Source organism: Nocardioides marmoraquaticus (assembly GCF_054777915.1).
The window spans coordinates 39,716-57,746 of the sequence record NZ_BAAHAA010000026.1; the positions used below are offsets into that span (position 1 = coordinate 39,716).

Annotated in this window: 18 protein-coding genes; 7 read left to right on the forward strand and 11 right to left on the reverse strand. The window is 74.4% G+C overall.

Going from position 1 to position 18,031, the window contains the following annotated elements; all coding sequences use genetic code 11:
- Nucleotides 1–5 precede the first annotated feature (5 nt).
- The gene (locus ACYU8I_RS16310) at nucleotides 6–1,394 is read right to left on the reverse strand and encodes a bifunctional ADP-dependent NAD(P)H-hydrate dehydratase/NAD(P)H-hydrate epimerase (RefSeq protein WP_460842840.1); all 1,389 of its coding nucleotides are present in this window, start codon (nucleotides 1,392–1,394) and stop codon (nucleotides 6–8) included.
- Nucleotides 1,395–1,511: 117 nt separating this feature from the next.
- On the opposite strand from ACYU8I_RS16310, the gene ACYU8I_RS16315 reads away from it, so the two are divergent.
- Nucleotides 1,512–2,441, forward strand: a complete 930-nt coding sequence (locus ACYU8I_RS16315) for a hypothetical protein (protein ID WP_460842842.1) — start codon at nucleotides 1,512–1,514, stop codon at nucleotides 2,439–2,441.
- 7 nt (nucleotides 2,442–2,448) lie between these two features.
- Here the strand turns inward: ACYU8I_RS16315 and ACYU8I_RS16320 are convergent, their stop codons facing one another.
- Complete coding sequence (locus ACYU8I_RS16320) at nucleotides 2,449–2,781, reverse strand: holo-ACP synthase (protein WP_460842845.1); 333 nt, start codon at nucleotides 2,779–2,781, stop codon at nucleotides 2,449–2,451.
- The gene (glmS, locus tag ACYU8I_RS16325) at nucleotides 2,778–4,622 is read right to left on the reverse strand and encodes a glutamine--fructose-6-phosphate transaminase (isomerizing) (RefSeq protein WP_460842847.1); all 1,845 of its coding nucleotides are present in this window, start codon (nucleotides 4,620–4,622) and stop codon (nucleotides 2,778–2,780) included. Before glmS ends, ACYU8I_RS16320 begins: the two co-directional genes overlap by 4 nt.
- Before the next feature lie 62 nt (nucleotides 4,623–4,684).
- Here glmS and coaA point away from each other — a divergent pair, with 62 nt between their 5' ends.
- Both coaA and ACYU8I_RS16335 read left to right on the forward strand, forming a co-directional pair.
- Nucleotides 4,685–5,653 carry a type I pantothenate kinase gene (gene coaA, locus ACYU8I_RS16330; protein WP_460842849.1) on the forward strand — a complete coding sequence of 323 codons (969 nt, stop codon included), beginning with the start codon at nucleotides 4,685–4,687 and terminating at the stop codon, nucleotides 5,651–5,653.
- On the forward strand, nucleotides 5,650–6,285 hold the full coding sequence (locus ACYU8I_RS16335; RefSeq protein WP_460842851.1) for a class I SAM-dependent methyltransferase: 636 nt from the start codon (nucleotides 5,650–5,652) through the stop codon (nucleotides 6,283–6,285). Before coaA ends, ACYU8I_RS16335 begins: the two co-directional genes overlap by 4 nt.
- A gap of 1 nt (nucleotide 6,286) precedes the next feature.
- Here the strand turns inward: ACYU8I_RS16335 and ACYU8I_RS16340 are convergent, their stop codons facing one another.
- From ACYU8I_RS16340 to ACYU8I_RS16365, 6 genes are all read right to left on the reverse strand, one after another.
- Nucleotides 6,287–6,805: a class I SAM-dependent methyltransferase gene (locus tag ACYU8I_RS16340; RefSeq protein ID WP_460842853.1), complete on the reverse strand. Its 519-nt coding sequence runs from the start codon at nucleotides 6,803–6,805 to the stop codon at nucleotides 6,287–6,289.
- A gap of 109 nt (nucleotides 6,806–6,914) precedes the next feature.
- A complete protein-coding gene (locus ACYU8I_RS16345) occupies nucleotides 6,915–7,706 on the reverse strand; it encodes an ABC transporter ATP-binding protein (protein WP_460842855.1) in 792 nt (263 codons plus the stop codon).
- Nucleotides 7,703–8,677, reverse strand: a complete 975-nt coding sequence (locus ACYU8I_RS16350) for an ABC transporter substrate-binding protein (RefSeq protein WP_460842857.1) — start codon at nucleotides 8,675–8,677, stop codon at nucleotides 7,703–7,705. The genes ACYU8I_RS16345 and ACYU8I_RS16350 overlap by 4 nt, the downstream gene beginning before the upstream one ends.
- An 18-nt stretch (nucleotides 8,678–8,695) precedes the next feature.
- Nucleotides 8,696–9,802: a FecCD family ABC transporter permease gene (locus tag ACYU8I_RS16355; protein ID WP_460842859.1), complete on the reverse strand. Its 1,107-nt coding sequence runs from the start codon at nucleotides 9,800–9,802 to the stop codon at nucleotides 8,696–8,698.
- A gap of 53 nt (nucleotides 9,803–9,855) precedes the next feature.
- On the reverse strand, nucleotides 9,856–10,551 hold the full coding sequence (locus ACYU8I_RS16360) for a response regulator (RefSeq protein ID WP_460842861.1): 696 nt from the start codon (nucleotides 10,549–10,551) through the stop codon (nucleotides 9,856–9,858).
- Nucleotides 10,548–12,263, reverse strand: coding sequence for a sensor histidine kinase (locus ACYU8I_RS16365; protein WP_460842863.1), 1,716 nt, complete (start codon nucleotides 12,261–12,263; stop codon nucleotides 10,548–10,550). Before ACYU8I_RS16365 ends, ACYU8I_RS16360 begins: the two co-directional genes overlap by 4 nt.
- A gap of 171 nt (nucleotides 12,264–12,434) precedes the next feature.
- Here ACYU8I_RS16365 and ACYU8I_RS16370 point away from each other — a divergent pair, with 171 nt between their 5' ends.
- The 4 genes from ACYU8I_RS16370 (at nucleotide 12,435) to ACYU8I_RS16385 (ending at nucleotide 15,922) form a co-directional block, all read left to right on the forward strand.
- Nucleotides 12,435–13,391 (forward strand): Bug family tripartite tricarboxylate transporter substrate binding protein, encoded by a 957-nt coding sequence (locus tag ACYU8I_RS16370; protein ID WP_460842865.1) that lies wholly within the window; start codon nucleotides 12,435–12,437, stop codon nucleotides 13,389–13,391.
- A gap of 80 nt (nucleotides 13,392–13,471) precedes the next feature.
- Nucleotides 13,472–14,017, forward strand: a complete 546-nt coding sequence (locus ACYU8I_RS16375; RefSeq protein ID WP_460842867.1) for a tripartite tricarboxylate transporter TctB family protein — start codon at nucleotides 13,472–13,474, stop codon at nucleotides 14,015–14,017.
- A 1-nt stretch (nucleotide 14,018) separates the two neighbouring features.
- On the forward strand, nucleotides 14,019–15,533 hold the full coding sequence (locus ACYU8I_RS16380; RefSeq protein ID WP_460842868.1) for a tripartite tricarboxylate transporter permease: 1,515 nt from the start codon (nucleotides 14,019–14,021) through the stop codon (nucleotides 15,531–15,533).
- Nucleotides 15,530–15,922 carry a universal stress protein gene (locus ACYU8I_RS16385; RefSeq protein WP_460842870.1) on the forward strand — a complete coding sequence of 131 codons (393 nt, stop codon included), beginning with the start codon at nucleotides 15,530–15,532 and terminating at the stop codon, nucleotides 15,920–15,922. Before ACYU8I_RS16380 ends, ACYU8I_RS16385 begins: the two co-directional genes overlap by 4 nt.
- Nucleotides 15,923–16,066: 144 nt before the next feature.
- On the opposite strand, the gene nadC is transcribed toward ACYU8I_RS16385, so the two are convergent.
- Both nadC and ACYU8I_RS16395 read right to left on the reverse strand, forming a co-directional pair.
- Nucleotides 16,067–16,936 carry a carboxylating nicotinate-nucleotide diphosphorylase gene (gene nadC, locus ACYU8I_RS16390; protein WP_460842872.1) on the reverse strand — a complete coding sequence of 290 codons (870 nt, stop codon included), beginning with the start codon at nucleotides 16,934–16,936 and terminating at the stop codon, nucleotides 16,067–16,069.
- Nucleotides 16,933–18,031, reverse strand: a 1,099-nt coding sequence (locus ACYU8I_RS16395; protein ID WP_460842874.1) for an FAD-binding protein, incomplete at its 5' end; no start/stop codon positions are given. The genes ACYU8I_RS16395 and nadC, both read right to left, overlap by 4 nt.

Consider the following 18,031-nt stretch of genomic DNA (forward strand, 5'->3'; position numbering starts at 1 on the left):
GCGGCTCAGCGGAGCAGGTGCCGCACCGTGTCCGGCACCGCGTCGGCCACCGCCCCCGCGTTCAGCGGCCCGCCGCCGCTGGCCAGCGCGGCGGCCGCGCCGTGCAGCCACGACCCGGCGGACGCGGCGTCCCACGGCGCGAGGGCGGCGGCGAGCAGCGAGCCGCTGAAGCCGGCCAGCACGTCGCCCGCGCCCGCGACCGCCAGCCACGGCACCCCGCTCGCGGTCACCCGCACCGCACCGTCGGGCCGGGCCACCAGGGTGCGGCGGCCCTTGAGCAGCACCGTGGCGTCGTGCTCCCGGGCGGCGCGGCGCACGACCGCGAGCCCGTCGGCCTCGACCTCGGCGCGTTCGAGCCCGAGCATGCGCGCCAGCTCGCCGGCGTGCGGGGTGAGCACCAGCTCGGCTGCACCGCCCCCTCGTGGCCCGGGCTCGACGTGCTGCAGCGCGTCGGCGTCGACGACGGTCGGCACGCCGTCGGCCAGCGCGTCGGCGAGCGCCTGCTCGGCGTCGGCGTCGCCGCCCGAGCCGACCACCCAGGCCTGCACCCGGCCCTCCCCCACGACCACCTCGGGATGGGCCGCGCGCACGGCGTCGGCGGCCGCACCGGCGTACCGCACCATGCCGGCGAGCCCGCTCGCCGCGCCGCTGGTGCACAGCACCGCCGCGCCCGGGTAGAGCTCGCTGCCGGCGCGGACGCCCACGACGCCGCGGGTGTACTTGTGGTCGCTGCCGCTCGGACGGGGCAGCAGCGCCGCCACGTCGACCGCCTGCAGCGCCGTCACCGCCGGCTCGGGCAGGTCGAGCCCCAGGTCGACGAGGTGCACCACCCCGCACGCCGCGGCCGCGGGGTCGACGAGGTGGGCCACCTTGTGGGTGCCGAAGGTGACCGTCAGGTCGGCCCGCACGTGGTCGCCGTCCAGCCGACCGGTGTCGACGTCGACCCCCGACGGCACGTCGACGGCCACCACCGGCACCCCTTCGTGCCGCCCGACCGCCTCGGCGGCGTCGGGCCGCAGGCCGGGCCGGCCGCCGATGCCGACGATCCCGTCGACGACGACGTCGGGCCGACGGCTCTGCGCCAGGCTCACCATCCGACCGCCGCGCCCCCGCAGCGCGGCGAGCCCGCCGGCGTGGACGTGGTCGGAGAGCAGCACCGCCTCGACCGCTGCGCCCCGTCGCGCGAGCGCCGCCCCCGCGAGGAGAGCGTCGCCGCCGTTGTCGCCTCCGCCGACCAGCAGCAGCACGCGGGCGCCGTACACCCCGTCGAGCAGGTCGGCCACCGCCGTCGCCAGCCCGGCCGCCGCTCGCTGCATCAGCGCGCCCTCGGGCAGCCGCGCCACCAGCTCGCCCTCCGCCGCCCGCACCTGCTCCACCGTGTGCGCCGCCCTCATGCCCCCAACCTACGAGTCGTGTGCCTGAGAGGGCGCCATGGCGCCCTCTCAGGCACACGACTCACGGCCTGTGGAGAGCCGGAGCGGGATCCCGCCGATCGCGCCAGGCTCCCGAGCATGGACGAGCTCGTCATCACCCGCCTGGCCGCGGCGCAGCAGGGCCTGGTGGCACGACGGCAGCTGCTCGCACTCGGCTGCGACCACAAGCGCGTGCGCAACCACGTCGCCGCGCGCCGGTGGGCCGAGCGCAGCAGCACGGTCGTCAGCACCTTCACCGGTCCGCTGAACCGTGAGGCGACGTGCTGGCTCGGTGCCCTCCACGTCGGGGGCACGGCGGTGGTCGGCGGGCTGACCGCCCTCGAGGTGCACGGCCTGCGCGGCTGGCACCGCGACGACGCCACGGTCCTCGTCGACGACGAGGTGGTGGTCGACGACCTCGCCGGGATCCACTTCGCCCGCACGCGCCGGCCGCTTCGCCGCTTCCGCGACACCAGCTCCGAGCTCCCGCTGGCCCGCGTCGAGCCCGCCGCCCTGCTCTTCGCCGGCTACGACCGCTCCGCGCGTACGGCGCAGGGCCTGCTGGCCGCGGTCGTGCAGCAGCGGCTCACCACGCCGACGCTGCTGCTCAGCGAGCTGACCCTGATGCGGCCGCTGCGACGCGCCGCGCTGTTCCGCGCCGTGCTGCGCGACATCGAGGGCGGGGCGCAGTCGCTGGCCGAGATCGACCTCGGGCGGGTGTGCCGGCGCTTCGGCCTGCCTCGGCCCACTCGGCAGCGGCGTCGCCGGGACGCGGCGGGCCGGTGGCGCTTCCTCGACTGCGAGTGGCGCCTGCCCGACGGCACGGTGGTGGTGCTGGAGGTCGACGGCGGGTTCCACATGTCGACCGAGCACTGGGAGGACGACATGTCGCGGCAACGTCGCCTCAGCGGACCCGGCCGCGTCATCGTGCGGTGCAGCGCCCGCGAGCTCCGCGACGAGCCCGAGGCGGTGGTCGACGACCTCCGCGCGCTCAGAGTGACGAGTCGTGTGCCTGAGAGGGCGTCATAGCGCCCTCTCAGGCACACGACTCGAGGGTGACGAGGGCGAGGACGGCGCCGGGGAGGTGGGAGAGGCGCAGGGTGGCGCGGCGGTCACCGACCCGCTCGGCGACGGTGCCGCGGAGCAGCAGGGTGGTGCCACGGACCTCGACGTCGTGCCAGGCCAGGCCCGGCGGGGCGCCCAGGGCCTTGACCAGCGCCTCCTTGGCGGCGAAGCAGCCGGCGAGGGCGACGTCGTCGAGCGCCGCCTCGCCCGGGGCGAAGAGCCGCGCGCGCAGGGTCGGCGTACGCCGCAGGGCCGCGGCGAAGCGGTCGAGACCGACGACGTCGCAGCCGACCCCGACGATCACTCGACGGTGACGGACTTCGCCAGGTTGCGGGGCTGGTCGACGTCGTGGCCCATCACGGTGGCGAGCTCGCAGGCGAACAGCTGCAGCGGCACGCTGGCCAGGATCGGCTGGAGCAGCGTCGGGCACTGCGGGAGCCGGATGACGACGTCGGCCCACGACTCGACGCTGTCGTCGCCCTCCTCGACCAGCACGTAGGTGCGGGCGCCGCGGGCGCGGATCTCCTGCACGGCGCTGCTCATCTTGTCGTGCAGCTGGTCGCGGCCGCGGGGCGGCATCACGCAGAAGACCGGCAGGCCCTCCTCGATCAGCGCGATCGGACCGTGCTTGAGCTCGCCGGCGGCGAAGCCCTCGGCGTGGATGTAGGCGAGCTCCTTGAGCTTCAGCGCGCCCTCGAGCGCGACCGGGTAGCCCGCGTGACGGCCGAGGAAGAGCACCGAGCGGGTGTCGGCGTGCTCGCGGGCCAGCGCGTAGATCTCCTCACAGCGGTCGAGCAGCGACTGCACCTTGGCGGGCATCTGCTCGAGCTGGTCGACGACCTGGCTGATCTCGTCGCCGTACTTGGTGCCGCGCACCTGGGCGAGGTAGAGGCCGAGCAGGTAGCAGGCGATCAGCTGGGTGAGGAACCCCTTGGTCGACGCGACGCCGATCTCGGGCCCGGCGTGGGTGTAGATGACGGCGTCGGACTCACGCGGGATGGTCGAGCCGTTGGTGTTGCAGATGGCCAGCACCTTGGCCCGCTGCTGCTGGGCGTAGCGGATCGCCATCAGGGTGTCGGCGGTCTCGCCCGACTGGCTGATCGCCACCACCAGGGTGTTGCGGGTCAGGATCGGGTCGCGGTAGCGGAACTCGTGGGCGAGCTCGACCTCGCAGGGGATCCGGGTCCAGTGCTCGATGGCGTACTTCGCCACCAGCCCGGAGTACGCCGCCGTGCCGCACCCGATGACGATGATGCGGTCGATGTCGCGCAGCTCCTGCTCGCTCAGGCGCAGCTCGTCGAGCTGGAGCTGACCCTTGCCGGAGTGGCGGCCGAGCAGCGCGTCGCCGACGGCACGCGGCTGCTCGAAGATCTCCTTGCGCATGAACCAGTCGAAGCCGTCCTTGCGGGCGGCCGAGAGGTCCCAGTCGACGTGGTAGCGGGTGCCCTCGGCGGGAGTGCCGTCGAAGCCGGTGACCACGACGTCGTCGGCGGTGATGGCGACGACCTGGTCCTGGCCGAGCTCGAGCGCCTCGCGGGTGTGCTCGATGAAGGCGGCGACGTCGGAGCCGAGGAAGTTCTCGCCCTCGCCGATGCCGACGACCAGCGGGGAGTTGCGGCGGGCCGCCACGACGGTGGTGGGGTCCTCGGCGTCGACCGCGACGAGGGTGAAGGCACCCTCGAGCCGGCGGCAGGTGCGGCGCATCGCCTCGGCGAGGTCGCCGCACTCGACCAGCTCGGCCTCGAGCACGTGGGCCGCGACCTCGGTGTCGGTGTCGGAGAGCAGGTCGTGGCCGGCCGCCTCGAGCTCGGCGCGCAGGCCCACGTAGTTCTCGACGATGCCGTTGTGCACCAGCGCGAGCCGGCTCTTCTCGCCCAGGTGCGGGTGGGCGTTGCGGTCGGTCGGCGGGCCGTGGGTCGCCCAGCGGGTGTGGCCGATGCCGGTCTGCGAGGCGGGCAGCGGCTCGGCCTCCAGGGCGGCCTCGAGGTTGGCCAGCTTGCCGGCGCGCTTGTCGCTGGCGATGGTGCCGCCGTCGACCACGGCGACGCCGGCCGAGTCGTAGCCGCGGTACTCCAGCCGCCGCAGTCCCTCGATCACGACGTCTCGCGCCTGACGGTGGCCGACGTACCCCACGATGCCGCACATGGGTCCGGAGTCTAGGTGGGGTTGTGGTCGGAGGGCGGCGCGCACGCCCTACGCTGCCACGCATGTCACACGGCTCGCGCCCCGCCGACGCCGGGGAGGCCTCGCCGTACGTCGAGCTGGAGCGCGCCGCCTGGGCCGCGCTGGGCAGCGCCACCGACCAGCCGCTCTCCGACCCGGAGATCGAGCGGGTCCGCGGCCTCGGTGACCAGCTCGACCTCGCCGAGGTGGAGCAGGTCTACCTGCCGCTCTCGCGGCTGCTGAGCCTGCGCGTGGCCGCGGCCGGCCGGCTCCACCGCGAGCAGGAGGACTTCCTGCACCGCACGCAGCCGCCGCGCACGCCGTACGTCATCGGGCTGGCGGGCTCGGTCGCGGTCGGCAAGTCGACGACCGCCCGCGTGCTGCAGCACGTGCTCGCCCACTGGCCCGAGCACCCGCAGGTGGCGCTGGTGACGACCGACGGCTTCCTGCTGCCCAACGCCGAGCTCGAGCGCAGGGGGCTGCTGCACCGCAAGGGCTTCCCAGAGTCCTACGACCGCAAGGCGCTGCTGCGCTTCGTCGTCGACATCAAGTCGGGCAGGGACGAGGTGCAGGCGCCGATCTACTCCCACCTCGTCTACGACGTGGTGCCCGACCAGGTGGTGACGGTCAGCCGGCCCGACATCGTCATCGTCGAGGGCCTCAACGTGCTCCAGCCGGCGCGGCAGCGCGCCGACGGCCGCACCGGTCTCGCGGTGAGCGACTTCTTCGACTTCAGCGTCTACGTCGACGCGGCGACCAGCGACATCCGCCGGTGGTACACCGACCGCTTCCTGCGGCTGCGCGAGACCGCCTTCCGCGACCCGCAGTCCTACTTCTCCAAGTACGCCGCCCTCTCGCACGAGGAGGCGGTGGCCGAGGCCAGCCGCATCTGGGACGAGATCAACGGCCCCAACCTGCAGCAGAACGTGCAGCCCACGCGCTCGCGGGCCACGCTGGTGCTCCGCAAGGACCACGACCACTCCGTGCGCTGGGTCAGGCTGCGCAAGCTGTGAGCGAGCCGATCCCCCCGACCCGGTGGGACCTGGCGGGCGAGACCCGCGAGTCGGGCTACGTGCGCACCTTCACCGAGCTCTTCGACGCCGACCCCGGCGGCACCGGCGACGACGGCGAGGCCCGGCTGGTCGACGTGCTCGCGCCGCGCGGAGCCCGGGTCCTCGACGCCGGCTCCGGCCTGGGCCGGGTCGCCGAGTCGCTGCGCCGCCGCGGGCACCGCGTCGTCGGCGTCGAGAAGGACCCCGAGCTGGTCGCGATGTCGCGCGAGCGCTTCCCCGAGGTGCCGGTGGTCGAGGCCGACCTGCTCGCCCTCGACGCCGACCTGCTCGCCGCCCACGGTGCCCCCGCGGCGTACGACGTGGTCGTGGTGGTGGGCAACGTCATGGTCTACCTCGCCGACGGCACCGAGGTGCAGGCGCTGCGCACGCTCGCGGGCCTGCTCGCAAACGGCGGCTGCCTGCTGGTCGGCTTCCACCCGGTCGACGGTCCGGCGGGCAGCCGCGACTACCCCGCCGCCGCGCTGCGCGCCCACGCCGCCGAGGCCGGCCTGGGCGTCGAGCTGCTCGCCGGCGGCTACGACCTGCGGCCGCCGAGCGAGGAGTACGTCGTCGCGGTGCTTCGGCCGGCCTGAGTCAGGCCCGGGCGGTCACGAGGAACTGCGTGCGCACCTGGTGGCCCGGTGCCACGCCCAGGGCGATGTCGAGCTCGCGCACGGTGAGCAGGGGCGAGACCGCGACGTCGCGGAAGCCGGCCGCCCGCAGCACGTCCTGGAGCGCTCCGACGGTGTCACCCTCCGCGAGCGGGAGGGCGGCCAGGGACTCGTCGTCGTAGGCGTCGCGGAAGGCGTCGGGCCGCTCCTCCCCCGGGGCGTCGACGCCGTCGGGGAACCACGCGGTGTCGACCAGCGCGAGCCGCCCACCGGGCCGCAGCAGCCGCAGCCACGCCTCGGCCGCGTGGCCCGGCGACCGCAGCGTCCAGGCGACGTAGCGCCCGACGACGGCGTCGACCGAGCCCGGAGCCAGGGGCGGGTCGACCATGTCGCCGCGCAGCAGCACCGGTGGGTCGGCCATGTCCGCCGCGTGTGCCCGGGCCTCCGCGAGCATGCCGTCGCTGAGGTCGATCCCGGTGACCCCGACCAGACCGCCCCCCACGCGGCCCGGTCGAGGTCCCGGCGCTCCGGCCGCTGCTGGCAGCCGTCGTACGCCACGGCGCGACGGCTCCAGTACGCGTCGAGGCGGGACTGGACGTCGGTGCGGACGGTCACGCGACGACCTCGCGCACGGCGGGCCGGAAGAGCAGGTGGATCTCGCCGTCGAGCTCGAGACGCCGGACGGGCAGGCCGTAGACGCGGGCGAGCAGGTCGGGGTCGAGCACGTCGGCGACAGGGCCCTGGCCGACGACCTCGCCGTCGGCCGAGAGCAGCAGCAGGTCGTCGCAGTAGCGGGCCGCGAGGTTGAGGTCGTGCAGCACCACGACCACGCACGCACCGGGCGAACGTGACAGTCCCTGCAGCAGCCCCAGCACGTCGTGCTGGTAGCGGATGTCGAGGTGGTTGGTCGGCTCGTCCAGCAGCAGGTGGGTGGTCTGCTGGGCGAGCGCCCTCGCGATCAGCACGCGCTGCCGCTCACCACCCGAGAGCGCGGCGAGCGGCCGTGGTCCGAGGTGGGAGGCGCCGACGCGCCTGAGGCTCTCGGCGACGACCCGGTGGTCGTCGACGCCGGCGCGGGAGAAGGCCGCCAGGTGCGGGGTGCGCCCGAGGAGCACCATCTCGGCGGCCGTCAGGGTGGTGTCGGCGGCCGAGCTCTCCTGCACCACCACGGCGAGCCGTCGGGCGGTCTCGCGGTGGCCGAGGTCGCGGAGGTCCTGCTCGTCGACGGCGACGCGGCCGGACGGGTCGTGCAGGCCGCCGTGCAGCAGCCGCAGCAGGGTGGTCTTGCCGCTGCCGTTGGGGCCCACCAGCCCGAGCACGCGGCCGTCCTCGGCCCGCACGTCGACCCGGTCGAGCACACGGTGCCGGCCGTAGGACCACGAGACCCCGTGCGCCGAGATCACGCGCCGAACCTGTCCACGATCCGCTCGAGCCCGTCGACGGCGAGCGGCGTCCCCGGCTCGGTGAAGTTGAAGAGCTGGGTCATCACCTGGTCGTCCTGCACCGCGGTGAGCTGGTCGGCACCGGGCAGCTGCGTCAGCGCAGCCTCGACCTCGGCCGGGTCGCCGTCGCCGTGGAGGAGCACGACCACGTCGGGGTCGCGGTCGAGCAGCTCCTCCAGGGTGACCTCGAAGACGCGCTCCTCGACGTCGCCGAAGACGTTCTCGAGGCCGGCGGCGTCGAGCTGCGGCTGCGCCATGCTGCGCATGCCGTAGGCGTAGGTCACGCCCCCGCCCACCGTGGGGTAGAGCACCGCAGCCGTGGTGCCGTCGTCGAGGGCGCGCTCCTCGATGGCCGCGAGCCGCTCCTCGAGCTCGGCCACCGCGGCCTCCGCCCGCTCCGGCTCGCCGAAGACCTCGCCGTAGGTGCGCATCTGCTCCTTCACGTCGTCGTACGACGGGTCGTCGACACCGTCGGGGCACAGGGCGGGCTCCTCCAGCAACGGGATGCCGACGGCGTCGAGCGACTCACGCGAGAGGTTGTCGACCGCGCCCATCACCAGGTCGGGCTCCTGGGCGATGACGACCTCGCGCGAGATCTGCAGGTGGCCCGAGGAGTCGGTGCGGTCGGTGAGCAGCGGCACGTCGTCGAGCGCCGCGAGCGTCTCCTCGTCGTAGTACTCCTCGGGGTACTGGCCCGCCCGCGCGACCACCCGGTCCATCACGCCCAGCGCCTGGAGGTAGGGCACCGAGGCGCTCTTGAGCAGCACCATCCGCTCGGGAGCGGCGGTGAAGTCGACCTCGGCACCGCAGTTCGCCACCGTCACCGGGTCGTACGACGCGTCGGCGCCGGCGTCGTCGCCGCGACCGGCCGACCCGCACCCGGAGGCGGCGAGCACGAGGGCGAGGGGGGCGACGAGCAGGCGCAGGCGCACGGGGATCTCCGGAGGGGGTCAGGCCGCGGTGGCGTGGAGGCGGCGGACGAGCAGCAGCAGGAACGGGGCACCGACGAGCGCGGTGATGATGCCGATGGGGACCTCCTGGGGAGCCAGGAGCGTGCGGGCGGCGACGTCGGCCCACACGAGCAGCACGGCGCCCATGAGGGCGGCGACCGGGACGACCCGGGCGTGCGCCGCGCCGACGGCACGGCGGGCGAGGTGCGGCACGACGAGGCCGACGAAGCCGATGCTGCCGGAGGCGGCGACCACGACGCCCACGCACAGCGAGACCACCACCAGCAGCAGGGTGCGCAGCCGCTCGGGGGCGACGCCCAGGGTGTGGGCCGTCTCGTCGCCGATGGCCAGGGCGTCGAGGCCGCGTTCGGTCACGACGAGCACCGCCACCGTCACGACGACGGCGCCCGCGACGACGGCCAGCGGGGTGCCCCAGGCGGCCAGGCCCAGCGAGCCGAGCAGCCAGAAGAGCACCGAGCGGGCGCCCTCGGCGGAGCCCGAGGCGAAGATCAGGAAGCTGGTCAGGGCGTAGAGCGCGTAGCCGACCGCGACACCGGCGAGGAGCAGCCGCATCGAGGTCACCCGGCCGCCGGTGCGGGCGACCACGAAGACCAGCACCGACGCGGCCAGCGCGTCCAGGAAGGCGCTGCCCTGCAGCGTGTGCTCACCGAGCGCCGCCCCCAGCCCGCCGCCGACGCCGAAGAGGATCGCGACCGCGGCCCCGGTGGAGGCCCCGGAGTTGATGCCGAGCAGGTAGGGGTCGGCCAGCACGTTGCGCACCATCGCCTGCAGCGCGACGCCGCACACCGCGAGGCCGGCGCCGACCAGTGCCCCGAGCAGCACCCGGGGCACCCGCACCTGCCAGACGATGGCGTCCTGCGCGGGCGACCAGGTCTGCTCGCCGAGCCCCAGGCCGTGGAAGCCGACGATCCGGGCCACCACGTCGGGCGGCACCAGCACCGCACCGGTGCCGACGGCGAGCAGCAGCGTGGCGAGCAGCGCCAGCACGAGCCCGACGATCCACCGCCGGCCGCGGCGACGTACGGCGTCGAGGCCGAGGCCGGTCAGGTCGGGGACGTCGGACGGTCGCACCTCCGTCGCCGTCACCACTGCCCCCACCCGTTGTTGCGAATCGTTCGCAGCAACGTAGCAGGGGTCGGTCAGGCCCCCGAGCGCCGGTAGCGCCGCTCCGGACGACCGGCCGTGCCGTAGCGCAGCCGCACCTCGGCCCGCCCGGTGGTCACGAAGTGCTCGAGGTAGCGCCGCGCGCTGACCCGCGACATGCCGAGCCGCTCACCCGCCTCGGCGGCCGAGACGTCGTCGACCTCGCGCAGCAGGCCCTCGATGAGGACGCCCGACTCGCCGGAGAGCCCCTTGGGCAGCCGTTTGCCGGTGGCCGTGACCAGCTCGCCCGGACCGGTGCCGAAGGCCTGGTCGATGGCGCTCTGGTCGATGCCCTTCTCGCCGTCGGCCTCCTCGCGCAGCGAGCGGATGACCGTCGCCACCTGCTGCAGCCGGGCCACGAGGTCGGCGTGCTCGAAGGGCTTGACGAGGTACTGCATGGCGCCGCCGTGCAGGGCCGCCCGCACGGCGTCGGCGCCGCGCTCCGCGGTCACCATCACGACGCCGACGTGGTTGCCGTCGGCGCGCAGCCGCGCCAGCACGTCGAGGCCGCTCATGTCGGGCAGGTGCACGTCGAGCAGCACCAGGTCGGGATCGAGCTCGGCGACGAGGTGCAGCGCCTCGGCCCCGTTGCGGGCGGCCCCGACCACCTCGAAGCCCTCGACGCGCTGCACGAAGCGCGTGTGCACGCTGGCGACCATGAAGTCGTCGTCGACGACGAGCACGGTGATCACGAGCCCACCTCCTGGGGCGTGACGACGGCCGACCCCGGCACGAGCAGCGGCATCCGCACCGAGAAGACCGCCCCGGAGCCGGGGCCGCCCCGGTGGTGCAGCTCGATGCTCCCGCCGCGCCGCGCGCAGATCAGCTGCACCAGCGGCAGCCCGATCCCGCGGCCGCCGAGCACCTCGGGCTTGGTGGAGAAGCCGCGCACGAAGATCGCCCCACGCAGGTCGACGGGCACCCCCGGACCGGTGTCGGCGACCTCGAGGTGCACCGCCCCCGTGCCGCTCTGCAGCGCGACCGTCACCACGGCCTCCTCGCGGCCGGCGCAGGCGTCGACGGCGTTGTCGACGAGGTTGCCCACGACGGTGATGAGGTCGGCGGAGTCGACCGGGTCGAGCGCCCGCAGCACCGAGTCCTCGGTCAGCTCGAGCTCGACGCCGCGCTCGGCGGCCGTGCTCGACTTGGCGATGAGCAGGGCGGCCACGGCACGGTCGGCGACCCGCTCGGTCACCAGGTCGGTCAGCGCCGCGCGCCGGCGGGCGAGGGTGCCGACGAGGGCCTTCAGCTCGTCGTGCTCGCCCAGCTCGACGAGCCCCGAGATGGTGTGCAGCTGGTTGCTGAACTCGTGGGTCTGCGCCCGCAGGGTGTCGGTGATCGACAGGTTGGTGGAGAGCTGGTCCTGCAGCGAGACCAGCTCGGTGCGGTCGCGCATCGTGGTGACGGTGCCGATGCCCTCGCCGCGGCTCGAGGCCTGCCGACGGTTGAAGACCAGCACCCGCTCGCCCACCACCGCGACGGCGTCCTCGTCGGCCGAGGCCGAGCCGTCGAGCAGCGAGACCACCTGGGCGTCGAGCCCGAGGTCGGACACCGGGCGGCCGACGACGTCGTCGTTCAGGCCGAGCAGCGCCAGCGCCGCGTCGTTGACCATCGTGACCCGCCCGTCGGTGCCGACGGCGAGCACGCCCTCGCGGATGCTGTGCAGCAGCGCCTCGCGGTGGTCGGCGAGCCGGGAGATCTCGCCCGCCCCGAGGCCCCGGGTACGCCGCTTCACCACGCGCGAGACGACGTACGTGCCGAGCACGCCGAGCAGCGTGCCGAGACCGAGGAACAGCGCGAGGTCGGCCGCGCTGCTGGTCAACCGGTCCCACGCCGAGGGGTAGACCTGCTCGACGACGACCATGCCGACGAGGCGGCCCTCGCGCCCGTCGTCGTCGGCGAGGACGGGCGCCCGGGCGACCAGCACGGTGCCGCTGGAGGTGTCGCGCAGCCCCGACCAGCCGGCGCCGACGCGGCCGGGCAGGGGGTCCTGGTCGCCGACGCTCAGCGGGTCGCTGCTGACCAGCACCTCCCCGTCGGGGGCCAGCACGCTGATCTCGTCGGCCGCCGTCGTCGCGAGCGCCGCGTCGAGCGTCGGCGCCAGCTCCGTGACGCTGTCGCGGGCCGCCGCGCTGGTGGTCGGGGCGGCCACCTCCTCCAGCTTGGTGCGGACCTGGAAGGTGTCGGCGACGTACTCGGCGATGCCGCGCAGCTGCGAGCCCGACTGCTGCTGGAAGGTCGCGCCCGACTGGCGCAGCGAGATCACGGCGACGAGGGCGAGCACCGCCAGCACCACGGCGAGCTGCAGCACGAGGACCTGCGCGGCGAGGCTCGGGTCGCGGCGTCGCAGCGCCCTCAGGCCCGTGCCGGGACCGCCGGAGGAGGGCGACGTGACGGTGACCACAACGACCACAACCTCCTTTGCTTCCGCAACAGTGACCGGCACCACAGCGGCGAGACATGCTCCCACGGAACTCACCGAGGAGGTGCTCGCAGGATGACCGTCACCCTGTTCCCCCGCCGCACGAAGTCTGCTGGACGTGGACTCCGGACCGCTCTCGCCACCGTCAGCGTCGTGGCGCTGGCCACCCTCTCCGCCTGCGGCGGCGTCACCTCCGGTGGCGGCGAGGCCGGTGACGACCTGGCCGACCAGCGCCTGCGGATGATGATCCCCAACGCCGCCGGCGGCGGCTACGACCAGACCGGTCGCGCCGCGGTCAAGGTGATGGAGGACGACAGCATCACCGGCCGCTTCGAGGTCAGCAACGTCGAGGGCGCCAGCGGCACCGTCGCGATGCAGCGCCTGCTCAACGAGGAGGGCAGCGACGACCTCCTCATGACCATGGGCCTCGGCGTCGTGGGCGCCACCTACACCAACCAGTCGGACGCCACGGTCGACAAGGCCGTCCCGATCGCCCGCCTCATCGAGGAGCAGGAGGGGATCCTGGTGCCCGAGGACTCCCCCTTCGAGACCGTCGACGACTTCGTCGAGGCCTGGAAGGCCGACCCGGGCAGCATCACCGTCGGCGGCGGCTCCGGCATCGGCGGCCCCGACCACCTCTTCCCGATGCAGCTCGCCGACGCCGTGGGCATCACCCCCAAGGACGTCAGCTACGTCGAGTACGACGGCGGTGGCCCGCTGACCACCGCGCTGCTGGGCTCCAAGATCGACGTCGGCATGTCGGGCCTCGGCGAGTTCGAGGGCCAGATCGAGGACGGCTCGCTCCGCGTCCTCGCGGTCTCCGGCGACGAGCGCCTCGACATCGTCGACGCCCCGACGCTCTCGGAGGAGGACATCGACCTCGTCTTCACCAACTGGCGCGGCGTGCTGGCTCCCCCCGGCATCGACGACGCGCAGCGCGACGCCTACATCGAGGCCTTCGAGGAGATGCACGACACCCAGGCCTGGCAGGACGCCCTGGAGCAGAACGGCTGGAGCGACAACTTCGCCACCGGCGACGAGTTCGGCACGTTCCTCGAGGAGCAGAACGACCGTGTCCGCACGACCTTGAGCGACCTGGGCCTCGTGTGAGCACCACGCACCACCCCGTGACGCCGGGCGTCCCCACCCAGGGACGCCCGGCCGACCGGCCGACGCAGGAGGAACCCGCCATGAGCGACCCGACTCCCCCCACGAGCACCACCGGCACCCCCGCTCCCACCTCGGGGGCCCGCCGGGTGGTCGACACCGCGCAGTACCTCATGGCGGGCTTCCTCGCCGTGGCCGGCGGCTACGTCATCTGGAACGGCACCCAGCTGCGGGTCTCGGCCAACGCCGACTTCCTGCCCCCGACGACCTTCGCCTACGTCGTCGGCGGCGTGCTGCTGCTGCTCGCCGTGCTCCTCGCCGTGGCCACCGCGCGCGGCGACGTGCCCGAGGCCGAGGACGGCGAGGACGTCGACCTCAGCGGCGGCGCCGACGGTCGCACGCTCCTGCTCCTCGTCGCGGTGCTGTCGGTCAACGTCTTCCTCATCGAGACCCTCGGCTGGGCGATCACCGGCGCGATCCTGTTCACCGGGGCCGCCTGGGTGCTCGGCAGCCGCCACTGGGTGCGTGACGTCGCGATCGGCGTCGCCCTCTCGGTCGGCACGTTCTACGCCTTCTACGTCGGCCTGGGCGTCCCGCTGCCCGCCGGCATCCTGAACGGAGTCCTGTGACATGGACCTCTTGATCGACGGCCTCGGGGCGGCCCTGACCCCGACCAACCTGCTGTTCGCCGTCATCGGCGTGCTGCTCGGCACCGCCGTGGGCGTGCTGCCCGGCATCGGCCCCGCCATGACCGTGGCGCTGCTGCTGCCCGTCACCTACAGCGTCCCCGCCGAGAGCGCGCTGATCATGTTCGCCGGCATCTACTACGGCGGCATGTACGGCGGCTCGACGACCTCGATCCTGCTGAACACCCCGGGCGAGTCCTCGTCGGTCATCACGGCGCTCGAGGGCAACAAGATGGCCAAGACCGGCCGGGCCGCCCAGGCCCTCGCCACGGCCGCCATCGGGTCCTTCATCGCCGGCACCATCGGCACGATCCTGCTGATCGTCCTGGCGCCGCACGTCGGGCCCCTGGTCGTGCAGCTCGGTGCCCCGTCGTACTTCGCGATCATGCTGCTGTCGCTCGTCGCGGTCACCGTCGTGCTCGGCTCCTCCAAGCTGCGCGGCTTCGTCGCGCTCTTCCTCGGCCTGGCGATCGGCCTGGTCGGCATGACCAGCGGCCAGCCCCGGATGACCTTCGGCTTCGCCGAGCTCTCCGACGGCATCGAGGTCGTCGTGGTCGCCGTCGCGGTCTTCGCCCTCGGCGAGGCGCTGTGGGTCGCGGCCCACCTGCGCCGCAAGCCGCTCGAGATCATCCCCGTCGGGCGCCCCTGGATGAACAGGTCCGACTGGCGCCGCAGCTGGATGCCGTGGCTGCGCGGCACGGCGTACGGCTTCCCCTTCGGCGCGCTTCCCGCCGGCGGAGCCGAGGTGCCGACGTTCCTGTCCTACGTCACCGAGCGCAAGCTCTCGAAGCACCCCGAGGAGTTCGGCAAGGGCGCCATCGAGGGCGTCGCGGGCCCCGAGGCCGCCAACAACGCCTCCGCGGCCGGCACCCTGCTGCCGATGCTCGCGCTGGGCCTGCCGACGACCGCCACCGCGGCCGTCATCCTGGTCGCCTTCGAGTCCTACGGCCTGCAGCCCGGCCCGCAGTTCATGACCGAGAACGAGGGCCTGGTCTGGGCGCTGCTCGCCAGTCTCTTCGTCGCCAACACGCTGCTGCTGGTGCTCAACCTGCCCCTCGCCCCGCTCTGGGCCAAGCTGCTGCAGGTCCCGCGGCCCTACCTCTACGCCGGCATCCTGTTCTTCGCCACGCTCGGCGCGTACGCCGCCGGCACGTCGTCGTTCGACCTCGGCCTGCTGCTCGTGCTCGGCCTGCTGGGCTACGCGATGCGGCGCTTCGGCATCCCGGTGCTGCCGCTCATCATCGGCGTCATCCTCGGCCCCCGGCTCGAGGAGCAGCTCTCGGAGGCCCTCGAGATCTCGCGCGGCGACTACTCCACGCTGTGGGGCGAGCCGACGGCGATCGTCTGCTACGTCATCGTCGCGCTGGTCCTCGCCTGGACGGTCGTCCAGGTGGTCCGGCCGAAGAAGGACGAGGCCCTCGAGGCGATGGACCGCAACCGGCAGGAGGTGTCGATGTGAGCGTCGTCGTGGCCTACAGCGCCGACGAGTTCGGCGCCGCCGCCCTCGAGGCGGGCGCCGCCGAGGCCGTCCGACGCGGCACCCGCCTGGTGGTCGTCAACGGCACCCGGGGCGACGCCCTGGTCGACACCCGCTTCGCCCAGGACGCCGAGGTCGAGTCGCTCCAGCACCATCTCGGCAGCTCCGGGGTCGAGGTGGAGGTCCGCCGCGAGGTGGTGCCCGACATCGCCCACCTCGTGCTCCAGGTCGCGCAGGAGACCGACGCCGAGCTGGTCGTGGTCGGCATCCGCCACCGCAGCCCCGTCGGCAAGGCCCTCATGGGCTCGGTCTCCCAGCGGGTCCTGCTCGACGCCGCCTGCCCGGTGCTCGCGGTCAAGCCCAGCGCCTGACTCCCGCTCGCAGCGCGGTTCCGGAGGTCCGGGGCCGCGCTGCGGTGCTTTTCGAACGAAAAGCACCGCCGCCGGCGACGATCCGACCGATCCGCTCCTCGCGCACCGGCGTGTCGGGGGCTTTTCGTTCGAAAAGCCCCCGCGTCAGCCGACCTCGTCCAGCCCCACGTCCAGCGAGACGACCGAGTGGGTGAGCGCGCCGACGGCGAGCAGGTCGACCCCGGTCTCGGCGACGGCGCGGGCCTGGTCGAGGGTGAGGCCGCCGGAGGCCTCGACGACGGTGCCGGGGGCGACGCGGCGTACCCGCTCGACGGCGGTGCGCAGGTCGTCGAGCGAGAAGTTGTCGAGCAGCACCTGCGGCGCTCCCTCGGCCAGGGCGTCGTCGAGCTGGGCCAGGTCATCGACCTCGACCTGCACGACCACCGGGGCGCCGACGGCCGCACGCGTTGCCGCCCGTACGCCGCCCGCGGCGGCGACGTGGTTGTCCTTGACGAGCACCGCGTCGAAGAGGCCCACCCGGTGGTTGGTGCCGCCGCCGCACCGCACGGCGTGCTTCTGCAGCGAGCGCAGCAGCGGCATCGTCTTGCGGGTGTCGCGCACGCGCGCGCCGGTGCCCTCGATCGCGTCGGCCCACGCCCGGGTGGCGGTGGCGACGCCGCTGAGGTGACCGAGCAGGTTGAGCGAGGTGCGCTCGAGCAGCAGCACCTCGCGGGCGGGCGCCTCGAGCTCGGCCAGCCGCTGACCGGCCACGACCCGCTCGCCGTCGGACGCCAGGAGCACGGGCTCGGTCCCCGTCACCAGTGACACCAGCGCCGCGACGACGGGCAGCCCTGCGACGGTGCCGGGCTGACGGGCGACCCAGGCGACGTGGAGCCGCGCGTCGACCGGCACCGTGAGCTCGGAGGTCAGGTCGCGGCGGTCGTCGCCCAGGTCCTCGGCCAGGGTCGCGCGCAGCAGGCCGAGCACCTCGTCGGGGTCGAGGCCCACCTCGGCCAGCAGGTCGCGGGCGTTCACGCCGCCCGCTCCCGCCGGTCGCCGTGCGCCTGCGGCACCCCGGTCCCGTCGACCCTCACCAGCACCCGGCGGCGCCACCAGTCCAGCGGCTCGGGGGCGTCCGAGCGCAGGTGCGCGCCCCGGCTCTCGCGCCGGGCCTCCGCGGCCGCGAGGACGGCGGCCGCCACCAGCCAGGTGACCTCCCGGGTCGGCTCGGCGAGCAGGGCCCGGCGGCCGTCGGCCAGCCCGACGGCGTCACGCACCAACCCACCCGCGCTGCTCAGCAGGTCGCGGGCTCGCGCCGACACCCCGGTGGCCGGGGCCGTCGCGGCTACCTCGACGCTGCCCCGCGCGTCACGGGGCAGCCCCGCCGCGAGGTGGTCGCCCAGCCGGCGGCCGAGCACGAGCCCCTCCAGCAGGCTGTTGGACGCCAGCCGGTTGGCGCCGTGCACCCCGGACGCCGCGACCTCGCCGACGGCGTACAGGCCCGGCACGTCGGTCGCACCGACCGGGTCGACGACGACGCCGCCGCACAGGTAGTGCTCGGCCGGGGTCACCGGGATCGATGCCGGGTCGATGCCGTGCGCCCGGCAGGCCGCGACGACCGTCGGGAACCGCGAGGCCACGTCGGGCACCGGGCTCGTGTCGAGCCAGACGTGCGAGCGCCCGTCGCGCCGCGTCGCCCGGTGCACGGCGCGCGCGACCACGTCGCGCGGGGCGAGGTCGGCGAGCGGGTGCACGCCCTGCATGAACGCCCGGCCCGCGACGTCGCGCAGCACGGCGCCCTCGCCGCGCAGCGCCTCGGTGACCAGCGGCACCTGGCCGTACGCCGCTCCGGTCCACAGCGCGGTGGGGTGGAACTGCACGAACTCGACGTCAGCCAGCGTCGCCCCTGCCAGCAGTGCCAGGGCGAGCCCGTCGCCGGTCACCCCGGTGGGGTTGGTGGTGGTGGCGTAGGCGTGGCCGAGCCCGCCCGTGGCCAGCACGACCGCACGGGCCCGCAGCTCGCGCCCGCCGGCCCGCACCCCGACGACCTGGCCGCCGGCGAGCAGGAGCGCGTCGAGGACGGCGTCGAGCCGCGGCACGCCGAGCACGGCCGCGTGCTCCTCGAGGGCC